We start from the raw sequence: 15,023 nt of genomic DNA on the forward strand, positions 1-15,023 counted from the left end.
CACTCATGATGTAAATGTCGATAATTTTATAGAATAAATCAGCTTAAAACCTTTTGCAGATCATTTTCTGACATTGTTGTGCTTTTGGTGTGGAGATCCTGAACTATTTTATGTAGATCTTGAGCAATTTTACTTAAAAATTCTAACTGTTCGGTCAGGAGCTGTCCATCTACTGAACTGGTGTCTGCATGGGCAAATCGATCGTTTGGAATCTCGATGATCAAAGGAACGAATTCCTTGGTACTATCTTCGGAATGTAGGAGCTGAATGGATTGTTCAAGTGAGCTTAAGATTTTTCGGATTGCCCGAACATGGTCCTTATTGATATAATTATTGTCCATTTCGTCAAGATGGTTCATTAAAGTCACCGAGAAAGAAGCCAAAATATGGTTGAATATGACGAATTTATTGACTTCCTTCGTATATTTTTGACGTTTTTTTGGTTCCGTCAGCATCCGTTGGAATGTAGAACCCATATTGGCTGTTTCTACATAGACAGCCTTGCGGGTCAATTTATAATCGGTGACAGAAGGTGCTTGGCCTGCAATTTCTTTCAACGCCTGAACGATGTAATTGTAGTTGGCGATCAGTAGCTTACGCATGGATTCCTTGACTTGCATGCTTTCCCAATTAGGGAAAATAACATAACTGGATAGGAACGCGATCATACCGCCTATAAAAGTATCCAATATTCGTTCTTTTGTGACATCCAAGGTATTGGCACTGACGAAGCTCAGCATAATCAATACATATGGTGTCATAAAAAGTACGGCAATAACATAATTGACTCGGAACAAGCTATATGCAGTTAGAAAAAAGAATACCAACAGTACGAATAGCACAGTGGGGTCATGAATGGTTAAGAGGATAAGAGCTCCTATGAGCCCACCTATTGTTGTTCCGATAAGCCGTTGAATATTTCGTTCTTTTGTGAGTCCAAAGCCAGGTTTTAAGATCACCATAATCGTGAGCAGGATCCAGTATACATTGTTGGTGATATTGGTTACTTCAAACACATAATAAGTGATCGACATGACAATTGCCATCCGGCAGGCATGTCGAAATATAGTCGATTTTAAAGTAAGGTTTTCACGAAACTTTTTTAAATCGATTGCGGAGCTCTGAACAAAGCGTTTTGCATCATCAATTTCTTTTCGTTTGACATCATCGGGCTGTAGATGTGAATAGCCATATATATTTCTGATTCGGCGGACAAGATCGCGCAAATTGATTAATACTTTGCGTAAAGCGAACGTGCTGTACTGCTGGTTTCTATCCAGCTGATCGATTTTAGCATGAAGACGGCTGAGATCAGCGTCGAAATCATATAAGGGTTTAGGCTGAGTATTTGTATTGAGCTGATACGCTAAATTATCAAGCTCATTGGTGTATTTTAAGATTACATTTTTGAAATCTTCTAATATTCCAGTGGGGCCAAAGCGCTCACTGATGGCGTTATAATCATAATGCGCTGCCATACTTTGCTCAAAGAGGTCAACGATATCGTTGAAAACGAGTGTTAGGTAGCGTCCCACTTTCGTGGTATCTTTAATCGATCGTTTACTCTGAAACAGTACATCCCGTAAGTTTTCCTGATGCTGATTGACTTCAACTTGTTTGTCAATGAGCTTCAGGTAATTTTTGTCGTTATCGATTTTGGCATCGTAAAAATTAGCTTTCAGCCGGATGTAATCTGCGACATAACGGATAGTTTCGGATAGTTCCTGTTCAGCCAACCGGTAAGGACGAACCTGGGTGATGGAAAGACTGATGGCGATATACCATAATCCTCCTAATGTATAAAAGCCTAAATAGTTGAAGGCTTCGGCGATGGGGTAGTGAATCTGTACATGAATCAACATCATCAGAATACACATGAGACCGACATTGGCAGCTCTGCTATTGAATACCGCAAACATGGCGAATATAAAGCAAGCCATGCCGATGAATACTGCTAGTAGATATACATTTTGATTAACTAAATTGGTCAGAATAAAAGTTAACGTAGTCAAAATTGCTCCCGCAATCATCCCTTTCCTTCTGTGGCTGGGGGCTCCCGGTGTATCGGAAAGGCCCACTAGAAGGGCACCCAAGGAAACGATTGTTCCATTGGTAAACTGTCCGAAAGTAGCAAATATAAGGACAGGCACGATACATCCGATAGTGATTCGGAGTCCATCAGCAAAATATTGGCTGTAGAAAAAACTTTTTATTTCTTGTGTCTGTTTCATAATGTATAGTACAAACTTAGATAAATTGCGTTTCATATTAAAAACAATTGTTCTTCGATATTACTCCATGGGCGCTGTAAATCGCTATTTCATTTATAGCCCTCTTTCGTATGAAGAAGCTTAATTTTTAATATTGATGGTGAACTCAGGATGGCAATATTAGTAGTGTTTGTTATTATGTTTATAATAATATAATTGTTTTTTTGATCAATTTATATTTTTTTATTTGTTTAAATATAATATTATTATATTTGGAGGCATAGGGTAATTTCAGAGATATTACAGAATTTCAAGAGTCACCTAAACTCTCTTGACCACTTTCAAAGATTTAAATATGAAGCAAAGTAAAAATGAAGCCGTCTTTCAGGACGAGGTATTGACACGCTTTGAGCTTTTCAAAAGTTTGTTTTTAACATTGCCGTTTCAACGTGTTAAAGATACCGGAACTTTATTGCCATTTTTTGCAAAGCAATGTGAAAAGGGTGTCGATCAACATTTAACTCCTGATGAGATCATAAAGAGTTTCTTCGATCAGCATGAGGAATTTTCTTCGGAAGAGCAACGTATCGATTTGTTGTTTCGATTTGTTCAATATATAGAGCGTCAGGTCGTCTTATTTGACGCGATCGAAGATTCTTCATTTCAGATGGTCGGCCGTGGCGATGATGAAAACGTTTTGGGAGCATTGATTAAGAATGCCGAAGGCAGTGATGATATGCGCCGTAAGATCGTTTCTAAATTGAAGGATTTTTCTGTACGTCTCGTGTTGACTGCACATCCTACCCAGTTTTATCCCGGGCCAGTATTAGGTATTATAAACGACCTAATTGATGCAATCAAAACCAATGATATCCATAGTATTCACTTGTTGCTGCAGCAATTGGGTAAGACCCCATTCATCAATAAAAATAAACCTACTCCAGTAGATGAGGCTGCCAGTTTAGCGTGGTTTTTGGAAAATGTGTTTTATAAAGTCGCTTCGGAGATTCAGTCGTTTATTGATGATGAACTGAATGTAGAGACAGAAGAAGTGAAACAATTGATCGAATTGGGCTTTTGGCCGGGAGGAGACCGAGATGGTAATCCAAACGTAAGTGTTGAGAGCACCAAGAAAGTTGCAGCCCTATTACGTACTATTTTATTTAGATGTTATTACAGGGATTTTCGTATCGTTAGGCGGCGAATTACCTTTCGTGGGGTTGAAGAATACATGGAAAATCTGCAAACATTGTTCTACGAAAATAGCTTTAATCCAGTTGATCATCCTGTGGACGAAACCGACAATATTATCGCTAATCTAAAAGCAATCAAAAATGTTTTAGAGGAATACCACAATGGTCTTTTCGTTGAGATTGTTGATGATTTACTCCGCAAAGTGATGACTTTTGGTTGTTTTTTCACTACATTGGATATCCGACAAGATAGTCGCATATTGCGTGAGGCTACCAATTATCTGATCCAGCACAACCAAGAGAAGACCGGGATGCCATTGGATTACCTAACACTGAGCGAAAGCGATAAGCAAAAGGCATTAAAATTCAAAGAACTTGACTTGACGGTAGGAGAGGATGCTGATGCGTTGACGAAGGATACTTCCGGAGTGATAAAATTATTGAAAGATATCCAGCGTTCGGGTTCTGAGCGAGCAGCACAACGCTTTATCATTAGTAATTGCCAACAGGCCAGTGACATCTTGGGACTCCGTCAACTATTTTTATGGTCAGGATGGAAAAAAGAGGCTTTGACGATAGATTTTGTGCCTTTGTTCGAGACTGTTGATGACTTGACTAGGGCCGCAGATGTAATGAAAACCTTGTACAGTAATAAGGAGTATAAAGCACATTTAAAACGAAGAGGAAATAAGCAGACGATCATGTTGGGCTATTCCGATAGCACGAAAGACGGTGGGTATCTGATGGCGAATTGGTCGATTTATCGTGCTAAAATCGAACTTACGGCGATATCACGCGAGTATGAAGTAGATCTGGTATTTTTTGACGGTCGTGGTGGCCCGCCAGCCCGGGGTGGAGGAAAAACACAACGTTTTTATGCATCTATGGGAAAAGAAATCGCAAATGATCATATTCAGTTGACGATTCAGGGACAAACAATCAGTAGTCAGTACGGTTCTTTAGATACAGCGCGATTTAATATTGAGCAATTGTTGCATGCCGGAATTATTTCTGACTTGAAACAACGTGTGGGCGACACATTAACGAAACATCAACAAGAAATCATTGACAAACTGGCTGAGCTAAGTCACCATAAATTTATGGATCTACGTACGAATGAATTATTTTTGCCGTATTTGGAAACCATGTCGCCATTAAAAGCGTTATCATCGATCAATATTTCAAGTAGACCTGTTAAACGTAATTCAGGCCGTGAGTTGCGGTTGGAAGATCTGCGCGCAATTAGTTTTGTGACCTCTTGGAGCCAACTGAAACAAAATATCCCTGGATTTTATGGGGTGGGAACTGCACTGCAATGGGCGGAAAAAAATAACCTTTGGAAGGATGTGCAGCAACTGTATGTTTCTTCGGGATTTTTTCAGACATTGATCGATAACTGTATGATGTCGATGACAAAATCCAATTTTGACATTACCGCTTACATGAAAGACGATCCGATTTATGGTGATTTTTGGAAATCACTGTACGCCGAATATCAGATCACCAAAGAATACCTGTTGAAACTTAGTGGAACGTCAAAACTGATGGAGAATTATCCAGTGGATCGTGAGTCTATTTTAGCGCGGGAAGGAATTGTGCTGCCCTTATTGGTTATACAGCATTTTGCTATTCGTGCATTGAATTCGGATCAGCTGACGGATGCACAACGTGAAGATTATTCGAAATTAATAGCGCGTACAATCTTTGGCGTTGTGAATGCGGGAAGAAATGTTGCGTAATTTTTCTTTCTTTTCGAGGATAGGGTTTCGGAGAACATATATTTTATCTACTTTTGTATAGTTAACAAAATTGATATGAAGATTAATAAGTTATTTATTGTTGCGGCTTGTGCGGGTACATTATTTGCATCTTGTGGACAAACAGCTGAAGATAGACAGCGTCAATATGCAAATGCATCCTTAGCAGATGGTGATGCATTTGCAATGATTAAATTCGTTGGCGAAAATGGAAACTGCTTGGTAAATCTTGCCGATGTAGCAGCAAAACAATCTACTTCAGCTGAGGTGAAAAATGTAGCTGCTAAGATTAAAGAAGCATACGTAGCCGTGTTACCAGAATTGGACAATCTAGCAAAGGAATTGCATGTTGGCGACGCACAACGCGGGGTGCCTGCATTTCAGATTCCAGCGTCAATAGGCTCAGACAGTATATCCGCATTCAACGATAAAGCATTTTTAGCACTTGTGGTTGAAAAACAAGGAGAGATCAATACAAGATTATCGCATGAGGAGCACAATACGAATAAAGATGTGATTCATGTTTCGGAAGAATCTTTGAAAAAATTGACAGAAATCTATACCTTAGCCGGTGGTAAAGTTGAAGAACATCACCACTAAGCAGTAGGCTAAAGAAATGAAGAAAGGAGTATTCATGTAAATGAATACTCTTTTTTTATGGCTAAGTCTGATCAAACTCCCTGCAATAATCGTTTGTTATTTGTTAAATTAATGATAACTTAACATTCGTATAACATAGTTTTTAATTACTGTGTTTATTTTAGCATAATTTAATGAAATTATATATAAAGTGAGATACGCCGCAATAGATATAGGCTCCAATGCAGTTCGTCTTTTGATAGCTGACATTATAGGACAAAAAGACCAATATAATTTTAAGAAAACTACACTGCTACGTGTTCCACTTCGTTTGGGGGATGATGCTTTTATTCATCAGGAAATATCACCACGGAAAGCAGAAAGTTTGGTGAAAACAATGAAAGCATTTCGCGAACTGATGGACATATATCATGTGGAAGATTATATAGCCTGCGCCACTTCCGCTATGCGTGATGCGAGGAATGGAGCTGACATTGTTGCTGAGGTAAAGAAAAACGGTATAAACATCGATATTATAGAAGGTGCGAAAGAAGCCGAGATTATTTACAATAGCCATTGGGATAATAAGATGGAAAAGGATAAAGTTTACCTTTACATTGATGTAGGCGGTGGTAGTACAGAATTGTCGTTGTTTGCGAATGGCATTTTGGTCAACTCGCGGTCTTTTAATTTAGGAACAATACGAATTCTGGACAATCAGGACAAGGCCGAAACCTGGGATGAATTGAAAGAATGGGTGCGAAGTAATACACATATGTATAAGCAGGTGATTGGCATTGGTACGGGCGGTAATATTAATAAGCTTGCGCGCCTATCCAATGAAAAATTGGATAGGCCATTATCCTATGCCAAATTAAAAGCTGTATATGAACATTTATCGTCATTTTCTCTAAAAGAGCGTATAATTTTATTGGGTTTAAACGAAGATCGTGCAGACGTAATTATTCCTGCGAGTGAAATTTTCCTGACGATTATGAAGCATGGTCGTCTTAAACAAATCATCGTACCAAGAGTTGGGCTTGTTGACGGTGTAATTAGAACGTTGATCAATAGGAATTTAGTAAGATAATGCTTTAAAAAGGTGTTTTCGACTTGTAAAAGACCGAAAATTCTTTATTTTTGTGGTACCAAAGGTGATCATAAGCCCAGGTGGCGAAATTGGTAGACGCACCATCTTGAGGGGGTGGCGCTCGTATGGGCGTGGCAGTTCGAATCTGCTCCTGGGCACTTTAGCAGACAACTCTTTAAATTGAGTTTGTCTGCTTTTTTTATGCGTAAAAATCCGTTACTTCTTCGATAATTTCAATATTCAGCTGTTCTAACAACATCACAATACTTTATCCTATATGCAAAATTAAGAGGTTGTTATTTTGACAAAAATTTAATAATGTTTGGATATATGTTGGATTTGTATAAAATAAACGTTATCTTAGGTTATTAAATTTAATTTTTCTGATAATAAATACATATCGTTTATTTTTACCGATAGTAGAACTAGCCCATTAAAACGCGATTATGCTTACTAGAAATCTTTTGCTTCTTATCAGCACACTTGTATGGCTTAGCTGTACCAAAGATCCAATCGAGCCAAAAGTGGAACCACCTGTGGTGGTACCTACAGATACCACGAAAAATGAACCTACTTTTCCAAAGGATAAGTACGAAATTCGGAAAGTACAGTTACAGATGAGTGAACTTTTTGCCGATGACAACATTGATGAGCAGGTTTACTTAGGTGGTATATGGCACCTCAAGGATACGATAGAAGGTCCCCGTTTGGAAAGCCTGGAATCTAAGGCAAAAAAAGTAAAATTCCATTTTTTATCTCATAACGACGCATCTGTCGATTTGGGATTTTTTGAACCTAGTTATAATAATGTCCTTAACTATGCAAATAAGTTCGAAAAATCGAAACAGGTGAGCAGCATAATATTCAGTTCCAGTACGTTTGAAGATTATGCCCAAATACAAGGATATCTCGGTAACTCAAAAGATGTCAAAAAAATATTGTCGCTGGTTAAGAGGGGTGACTCAACGACAATTAACAAAACAAATAGTACACTGCGGGTAAGCAATGTCAATAAACTCACACTATTTATCGATTATACGGAATATCATGATGCTTATCCAGACTCTGAAGTGGCTGTTTTTACCAAGGCCGGTTATTCTCCTTACGTACTCTCCTCAGTAACTTACGGTACGCATACGATTCTGATGGGAGAAACGGATTCAACACGGGTAAGCTTAAATACAGCCATAGATAAAATATTGGATAACAAAACACTGGATGAATTAGATATTAAGGTACTTGATTGCAGTAGGCTACTGCTCTATTACCGTGGTGGCGGAAAGAGCAGCTTTATTCAATATCCAGCAGGAGCAAAAGCCATCAAAACAGCGCTTAGTGATATGCTTCTCTATAAAAAGCAAACGGAAAATAGTTTTAATAATCCTCTTACCTATGACTTTATGAGTCTTCAGGATTATAGCACGTTGCGGTATTACAATATATTTGACATAAGGGTTAAAAAACAAAAGTAAACGAGACAAAAGGGAAAGGAAATAAGTAGCGATACTATTTTATTCCATTTCACTCAGATTTTTCAAGCGTTGTAATGCATTCGGCCAAACCTCATTAAAGTAGTCGATGAAGTCGTTGTTCGTATCTACTTCTACTTTCAATTCCGTGTTTCCTTCAATAGGGGTAAAGAAATAATTTTCCAGTGCGCCGGCCCAATCCTCGACAGCGGGACCCGATAATATTTCTTGACCCTTATTCAAGATTCCCAAATGCCTGATCGATACAAATGCATTGGGAATATATTCTGCAATCTCAGCGATCATCCCTTCTTTCTCACCATGTTCATTGATTCCGATGAAATTAATTTTTTGGCCCTGCTCCCAAATACCTTCGAAATCAGAGCTTGGATTGAATGCGCTTGTCCACTGTTTATAGGTTTCTTTATCGAGCATTGTTTTAAAAACACGTGAGACAGGAGCATTAATCTTAATTTGATAAGTCAGTTTCTTCATTTTCTATTTTTTAGGAAAGTTTGGATCTGCTTTTATTTCAGCGATCTGTTTGGTATGACGTGCACAGTGTCCGGCAATAAACATCAAAGCTTGGTAACCATCAATGGGACCAGTCGGAGAATCGCTGACATGATTCCTGAGATCTTCTACATCAGCCTTTTTAATATAATCAAGCACGGGTTGGCGAGCTGCATTGAAATCAGTGAGTGCAGTTCTTACATTTTTATAAATCCCTTCTGGCTGAAGTTCCTTAGGCGCTTGATATTTTTGGCTCCGGTCAGTGAGGGCATTCTTGAGATTTTCATCTGTCAATTTGATTTCATTCCTTCTTTCAGGTTGGGGATCTTGATTTAGGCCCTTCTTCGCCATGTCAAATATCATCCGTTCCGAGCGGATAATATGCTCAAGACATTGGCTGATAGACCATTTGTCGGATGCAGGTTTAAACTGAAGTTGGGCTTCGCTTAGTCCAGCAACTTGTCTTTCAAGTTCTGCACTTGTCTGGTTAAAGTATTGCAGTAGCGAGTCGGTTCCGACGTACTCATCTTTTAAAGTCTGTCTTTCTTGTAAAAAAGCAACGCTTTGATGGTTCGGGATGACCAATGAGGGGAGTTCAGATCGTGAGGGCGCTGAGAAAGCAGTTGCTACACTGGCAATTGCTATCACGTTCATAATTAGATTCATAAGTTAACAAGTTTTAAGATTAAAAATAAATGTCACTACTTCTTTACAATTATAATGCATTTTTGTTTTTTATAACTTGCCATAGGATAAGAAAAAGCCATTATGACGACATTTCTATCCATAACAATGATTTGTCGGTCGTAGTGTTACAAGTTAGTGTGAAAAGGAACTATTCGATAATAAGTGTTGGTTGTACATTTATAAATAAAAAGCCTATCTTTAGCATAATAACAGACCTACAATTTAATAAATCTATGTTTAATAATATTTATAGGCACCTTTTTAGACGATCAACATTGAAGCGCTACATTTTATTGTGTGTGGTGTCATTAACCAGCACAGTTGCTTTAGCACAACAGACATCGGTATCTAGTCCGGATGGCGCTTTGACCGTTAAACTGAATCTCAAAAATGGCAATCTCTTTTATGAAGTTGAATTGGGTGGAAAGACTATGTTGGAAGCTTCACCGCTTGGACTCCAAAGCAGTACGATTAATTTAATTGATAGTCTGCGTCCAATAGCGGAAAAGAGGTCAGAAATCTCCAGTAATTATAACGAATTAAAAATAAAGCGTAGTCAGGTCACGTATCAGGCAAATGAGCTGCTTTACCGCTTAGAGAATCCTTCAAAGCAGCAGATAGAGGTTACTTTTAGAGTAAGCAATAACAATATTGCGTTCAGATACTATGTGCCTCAGATGGGGGAGCCGGCCAACTTTGCCTTGATAAAAGAAGAGAGTGGATTTAAATTTCCGATATTTACAACGACATTTTTGACAGCTCAGGCTCCTCCGATGATCGGTTGGATGAAGACAAAACCAAGTTATGAAGAGGAGTATGAAGCAGATCAGCATCTGGGATTTCCTTCAAAATATGGTGTGGGCTTCACTTTCCCAGCACTCTTTCATGTCGGAGATCGCGGATGGGTACTTGTCTCAGAAACTGGCGTATCAAGTGCGTATTGTGGATCTAAATTAAGTGAGGGAACGAAGGATGGCCTTTACAAGATAGCTTTTCCAGAAGATGGGGAAAATAATGGGATTGGACGGGCGGCTCCCACGATTTCATTACCTGGTTATACACCTTGGCGAACACTAACTGTTGGAAGTAATTTAAAACCTATTGTCGAAACCACCATTCCCTTCGATGTCGTCGAACCTCAGTATAAGCCTTCGAAGCAATACGAATTCGGACGGGCGACATGGAGCTGGTTGGAATGGCAAGATGGTAGTATTAATTTTGAAGACCAAAAGAAGTTTATAGACCTTTCATCTGCAATGGGTTACGAATTTGTTTTAATAGACAACTGGTGGGATACAAAGATTGGTCAGGCCAAAATTAAACAACTGGTTGCTTATGGAAAAGAACGCGGAGTCGGTATTTGCTTGTGGTACAACTCAAATGGATATTGGAACGATGCGCCACAAACACCTAAAAATAAAATGAATACATCCATCGCGCGTAAGGCGGAGATGCAATGGATGCAGCAAGTGGGGATTAAAGGCATTAAAGTCGACTTTTTTGGGGGTGATAAACAGGAAACACTTAAGCTATACGAGGATATTCTTTCGGATGCTAATGATTATGGATTAACCGTTATATTTCACGGATGTACTTTACCTAGAGGGTGGGAGCGAATGTACCCGAATTTTGCGGGTAGCGAAGCTGTATTGGCTTCTGAAAACTTAATTTTCACACAGCATGCAAATGATATGGAAGCTTTTAATGCGACATTGCACCCTTTTATCCGCAACTCGGTTGCCGCCATGGACTTTGGTCCGGTTTTGTTAAACAAACGCCATAACCGCGAAAATAATGGTGGTACTATCCGCAAGACAACGGAAACTTTCCAAATAGCAACCGCTGTTTTATTTCAAAATCCGGTTCAAAATTTTGGTTTGACACCGAATAACTTACAGGATATGCCAATCCATGTAATTGATTTTATGAAGCAGGTTCCAACACTCTGGGATGAGACAACTTTTATCGATGGTTATCCAGGTAAATATGTTGTACTTGCCCGCAGGAAGGCGGATACGTGGTATGTAGCTGCTATCAACGCAGCGGGTAAGGAAAAAACTATTTCGGTAACATTACCTATGTTTAGCACAGATACGGTACAGCTGATCGAAGACAATACAGCGCGTGCATCTGAACAAAAACAAATCCGACTTTCTAAGGCTAAAACAATAAAATTGACATTACAGCCTGAAGGTGCTGCTGTTTTAATAGGGAAATAGCCACAAGCACGTCTCTGGTAATTAAAGGAAGCTTTGAGGAAGCTTCCTTTAATCAGGCAGAAGGGTTCGGACTTCTAAGATCTTGTGACTTGTTGAAGCCCTCCCGGCCTTAATTTTCAGTTCTATTTTCGTCTTATCTATAGCATCTTGAGGAAGAGGTATTCGTATTGTCTTAATAATTGTCTTCTCATCCTTGTCTTCCAATGTACTTATGGTTTTACCATTGATCATAACTTCAGTTACCCGAGGCGAGCTATCTGCCAGCAATTTGATTGCTACCAGTTTAGTCTCGGGTGTTATTTTCATCGTATAACTAAACCAGCTTTTTGTATCTCGCCATCGCGTATCGCCGAATGCTCCCGCATTGCTACCTTCCTCGCGAAAAAAGTGATCTGATTCTGGTTGCTGTTCACCAGCCACTACTTTATCGACCGTTTTAGCATTAAGGGCCAAACTTTCTATCTCGTCTCTACTCATTTTATCCTGTAATTCCTGTAATTCTTTCGCTGTAGCTTGAGGCCAATAGATCATATAACGAGAATCATGAATACCAAAAAAAGGTTCGAGTTCCATTTGAAGACTTTCTTTTCCGATATAGAGATCCGAGAGTGTAAAATGCAAAGGTTTGGATGCTATAGGTTTTATAAGAGCTGGAATATTATTAGGCTCAGCCTTAAGGATTGGAAGATCACGTAAAGGGATTTGTTTTCCTGATGCGATGTGTCCCATTCGGCTATCATCTGCCTGCAGTCCGGTGAGGTTTTCCTGTCCTGTGCGAGCTCCCAAAACAATAGGTCCATATAAAATACTGTAATAGTTACTCTTATCGGGTAATTGTTCAGTATGTATCTCCATAGGCAGTTCTACGCTAACAATATCACCTTTTCGCCATGTTCGTTTGATTTCGATATGCTCATTCGTCAACTGGAAATTTTCGTAGCGCTTACCATTGACAGACACCTTTGGATTAGTGTTTAACCAGCCCGGTTTACGAATAAACAGGCTGAATGAAGTCGGCTTTTTGGGATTGATTCGTATGTTTGTGTTTGCTTCTGTTGGAAATTTTGTTTCTTGAATAACTTCCATATTTTGCTCCTTCCATTCTAGGCGTGAAGGAATGTAGAGATTGACATATAAATCATTGTTACGATGGGCATAGATCATTTCACCATATTTGGCGTGATTTTCCATACCTGACCCAACACAGCACCACATACTTGTCTGTGTCTGTGAATAAACGCGATAATGTCCCGGACGGATCTGTGTGAAATACACTAATCCACCATGTTCTGGGTGTTGTGTCGATAGAATATGATTGTAAAGAGCGCGTTCATAAAAGTCGAGATATTTGCCCTGCGGATCAGTTTGGTATAGCATTTTTGTGAGGCGTAACATATTGTATGTATTACAGGTTTCGGGGCCCTCGATGCTGTGGATCATCTTTGAAAAATCATCTGTCGGATTAAAATGTTCACTCACACTATTTCCACCAATGGAAATGGAGCGCTGTTCAACAACGTTGTCCCAAAAATACCTAACGGCTTCCGCCCATTTTTCGTCATGGGAAAGGTCAGCTATACGTTTGAAACCCAGAACCTTTGGAATCTGTGTATTCGCATGAAGTCCTGTTAAATGGTCTTCACGCTGCAAAAGAGGATCGAGAATGGATTTATGGCTGAATTTGCGGGCAAGTTCGAGATAAGCGCTATTTTGGGTAATAGCAGCGACATCTGCGAAGGTTTCATTTAGGCCGCCGTGTTCACTCCTTAGCATATCCTGTATTTGGGCTTCTGAAAGCTGACTAACCAGCTTAAGTGCCCAATCGGTCATTTTAATAAGCATCCTTTTAGCAGATTCATTTCCGGTCAAAACATAGGCATCCCGTAGACCCGCATAGGTTTTGTGTATATTGTATAGCGGCACCCATTTCCCATTCAGGTTGAAGCTACCAGCATTGATCTTGCCTTGTTGAACTTCCGCCCAAATAACTTGACCACCAGGTACACCACCAATATACCCATTTCCGTTTGCATCCTGACATCGTTTCAAGTTGTCGAGCATATAATTAAGGCGTTCCTTGATACGACGATCTCCTGTAGAAGCATACATATATGCTAGAGCGGATAAATAGTGCCCGCCAATATGTCCATCTAATCCCGTATTTTCCCAATTGGTATAAGATTCTTTTTTGAGTGGTAAACTGGCTTCACGCAAAAAGGGAGCTAGTAGTCGATCTGGATCCATTTCCAATAAATAATTGATGTCCAGATCTTCTGCATGTTTAAAAAAGCCAGGCAATAACCTTACCTCCCTTAAATCAAAATAATTTAATCGGGGTGTTGTTTGGGCGTAAAGCGCCAAACTAAATAAACTTGCAAGAACGATGTGGAAAAATTTGTTTTTTAAAATCATATCGAATGAAATTATCGTGTGTTTTTAACAAGATCTGATGAGCTTGTCTGGTTAGCAATTATTTAAGAGGAACGGTAAATCAAAGATATTAAATGTGTTACTTATTTTAAATGTTTTTTTTACATTTATACTCCTTTGTTCTAAAATAGGAGATAATTTTTGCGAATAAGGTGATATTGATGAGGCGTAATTTCGAAGCTGAATGGAGTGTGGGTGTTTTAACTTTGTGTAAGACCATATGAAAAATAAAGTTGATCCGTTAGTTTTTTAGCTATACTTGTATATGAATAAAGTTAAAAGTATTGTAGTTTTTTGTGCTTCCAGTTTAGGTAATTCGGCAATTTATGAAGTACAGGCTGCCCATGTTGGTCAGGTTTTGGCTAAATCTGGTATTCGTTTAGTTTATGGTGGTGGACGGGTTGGCTTAATGGGTGCTGTTGCGAACGGAGCTCTCGCTCAGGGAGGTGAGGTAATCGGAGTTATTCCTGACTTTTTAAATTCGAAGGAAAGAGAGCATACGGGAGTAACAAAACTGATTACTGTAGATACCATGCACGACCGTAAACGGATTATGAATGATTATGCGGAAGGGGTTATTGCTCTGCCAGGAGGTTTTGGTACGTTAGAAGAGCTTTTTGAAATGATAACATGGGGGCAGTTGGGTTTACATAAAAAGCCCGTTGGTTTGTTAAATATTAATGGATTTTATAATCATTTAATTCAATTTGTGGATCACATGGTAGAAGAGGGGCTTGTTAAATCGGAAAATAGAGCGATGCTATTGGTTGCTGATACGATTGAGGAGCTGATTGAAAAGATGCAACAGTATGAGGCACCAATGGTTCCTAAGTGGATTGAGAGAGATGAAGTTTAGACAACAATCGTTATTAAAAT

At 39.1% G+C, this 15,023-nt stretch carries 10 protein-coding genes and 1 tRNA gene; 7 read left to right on the top strand and 4 right to left on the bottom strand.

Features of this window, described 5'->3' with window-relative positions:
- Window positions 1-38 precede the first annotated feature (38 nt).
- Window positions 39-2,231 carry an FUSC family protein gene (locus tag B3139_RS08125; protein WP_293881720.1) on the bottom strand — a complete coding sequence of 731 codons (2,193 nt, stop codon included), beginning with the start codon at window positions 2,229-2,231 and terminating at the stop codon, window positions 39-41.
- 334 nt (window positions 2,232-2,565) lie between these two features.
- Here B3139_RS08125 and B3139_RS08130 point away from each other — a divergent pair, with 334 nt between their 5' ends.
- The 5 genes from B3139_RS08130 (at window position 2,566) to B3139_RS08150 (ending at window position 8,301) form a co-directional block, all read left to right on the top strand.
- Window positions 2,566-5,142, top strand: a complete 2,577-nt coding sequence (locus B3139_RS08130; RefSeq protein ID WP_293881722.1) for a phosphoenolpyruvate carboxylase — start codon at window positions 2,566-2,568, stop codon at window positions 5,140-5,142.
- A 75-nt stretch (window positions 5,143-5,217) separates the two neighbouring features.
- On the top strand, window positions 5,218-5,760 hold the full coding sequence (locus B3139_RS08135; RefSeq protein WP_293881724.1) for a hypothetical protein: 543 nt from the start codon (window positions 5,218-5,220) through the stop codon (window positions 5,758-5,760).
- A gap of 190 nt (window positions 5,761-5,950) precedes the next feature.
- Window positions 5,951-6,829, top strand: a complete 879-nt coding sequence (locus B3139_RS08140) for an exopolyphosphatase (protein ID WP_293881726.1) — start codon at window positions 5,951-5,953, stop codon at window positions 6,827-6,829.
- Between the two features lie 74 nt (window positions 6,830-6,903).
- Window positions 6,904-6,987 (top strand) — tRNA-Leu (locus B3139_RS08145).
- Window positions 6,988-7,275: 288 nt separating this feature from the next.
- Entirely contained in the window at window positions 7,276-8,301 is a 1,026-nt protein-coding gene (locus B3139_RS08150; protein ID WP_293881728.1) for a hypothetical protein, read from the top strand.
- 39 nt (window positions 8,302-8,340) lie between these two features.
- On the opposite strand, the gene B3139_RS08155 is transcribed toward B3139_RS08150, so the two are convergent.
- The gene (locus B3139_RS08155; RefSeq protein WP_293881730.1) at window positions 8,341-8,793 is read right to left on the bottom strand and encodes an SRPBCC family protein; all 453 of its coding nucleotides are present in this window, start codon (window positions 8,791-8,793) and stop codon (window positions 8,341-8,343) included.
- Between the two features lie 3 nt (window positions 8,794-8,796).
- Complete coding sequence (locus tag B3139_RS08160; protein WP_293881732.1) at window positions 8,797-9,477, bottom strand: DinB family protein; 681 nt, start codon at window positions 9,475-9,477, stop codon at window positions 8,797-8,799.
- 323 nt (window positions 9,478-9,800) lie between these two features.
- On the opposite strand from B3139_RS08160, the gene B3139_RS08165 reads away from it, so the two are divergent.
- Window positions 9,801-11,717 carry a glycoside hydrolase family 97 protein gene (locus tag B3139_RS08165; RefSeq protein ID WP_293881734.1) on the top strand — a complete coding sequence of 639 codons (1,917 nt, stop codon included), beginning with the start codon at window positions 9,801-9,803 and terminating at the stop codon, window positions 11,715-11,717.
- Window positions 11,718-11,765: 48 nt separating this feature from the next.
- Here B3139_RS08165 and B3139_RS08170 read toward each other — a convergent pair whose 3' ends face one another.
- The gene (locus B3139_RS08170) at window positions 11,766-14,129 is read right to left on the bottom strand and encodes a glycoside hydrolase family 127 protein (protein ID WP_293881736.1); all 2,364 of its coding nucleotides are present in this window, start codon (window positions 14,127-14,129) and stop codon (window positions 11,766-11,768) included.
- Window positions 14,130-14,412: 283 nt separating this feature from the next.
- On the opposite strand from B3139_RS08170, the gene B3139_RS08175 reads away from it, so the two are divergent.
- Window positions 14,413-15,003: a TIGR00730 family Rossman fold protein gene (locus B3139_RS08175; RefSeq protein WP_293881738.1), complete on the top strand. Its 591-nt coding sequence runs from the start codon at window positions 14,413-14,415 to the stop codon at window positions 15,001-15,003.
- Window positions 15,004-15,023 lie beyond the last annotated feature (20 nt).

Origin of the sequence: Sphingobacterium sp. UBA1498 (assembly GCF_002325125.1) — a bacterium.
GTDB lineage: Bacteria > Bacteroidota > Bacteroidia > Sphingobacteriales > Sphingobacteriaceae > Sphingobacterium.

What these genes read in the sequence shown, in the direction of transcription:
- B3139_RS08125 (WP_293881720.1), bottom strand. Translation starts at nt 2,231, where the DNA reads ATGAAACAGACACAAGAAATAAAAAGTTTTTTCTACAGCCAATATTTT.
- B3139_RS08130 (WP_293881722.1), top strand. Translation starts at nt 2,566, where the DNA reads ATGAAGCAAAGTAAAAATGAAGCCGTCTTTCAGGACGAGGTATTGACA.
- B3139_RS08135 (WP_293881724.1), top strand. Translation starts at nt 5,218, where the DNA reads ATGAAGATTAATAAGTTATTTATTGTTGCGGCTTGTGCGGGTACATTA.
- B3139_RS08150 (WP_293881728.1), top strand. Translation starts at nt 7,276, where the DNA reads ATGCTTACTAGAAATCTTTTGCTTCTTATCAGCACACTTGTATGGCTT.
- B3139_RS08155 (WP_293881730.1), bottom strand. Translation starts at nt 8,793, where the DNA reads ATGAAGAAACTGACTTATCAAATTAAGATTAATGCTCCTGTCTCACGT.
- B3139_RS08160 (WP_293881732.1), bottom strand. Translation starts at nt 9,477, where the DNA reads ATGAATCTAATTATGAACGTGATAGCAATTGCCAGTGTAGCAACTGCT.
- B3139_RS08170 (WP_293881736.1), bottom strand. Translation starts at nt 14,129, where the DNA reads ATGATTTTAAAAAACAAATTTTTCCACATCGTTCTTGCAAGTTTATTT.
- B3139_RS08175 (WP_293881738.1), top strand. Translation starts at nt 14,413, where the DNA reads ATGAATAAAGTTAAAAGTATTGTAGTTTTTTGTGCTTCCAGTTTAGGT.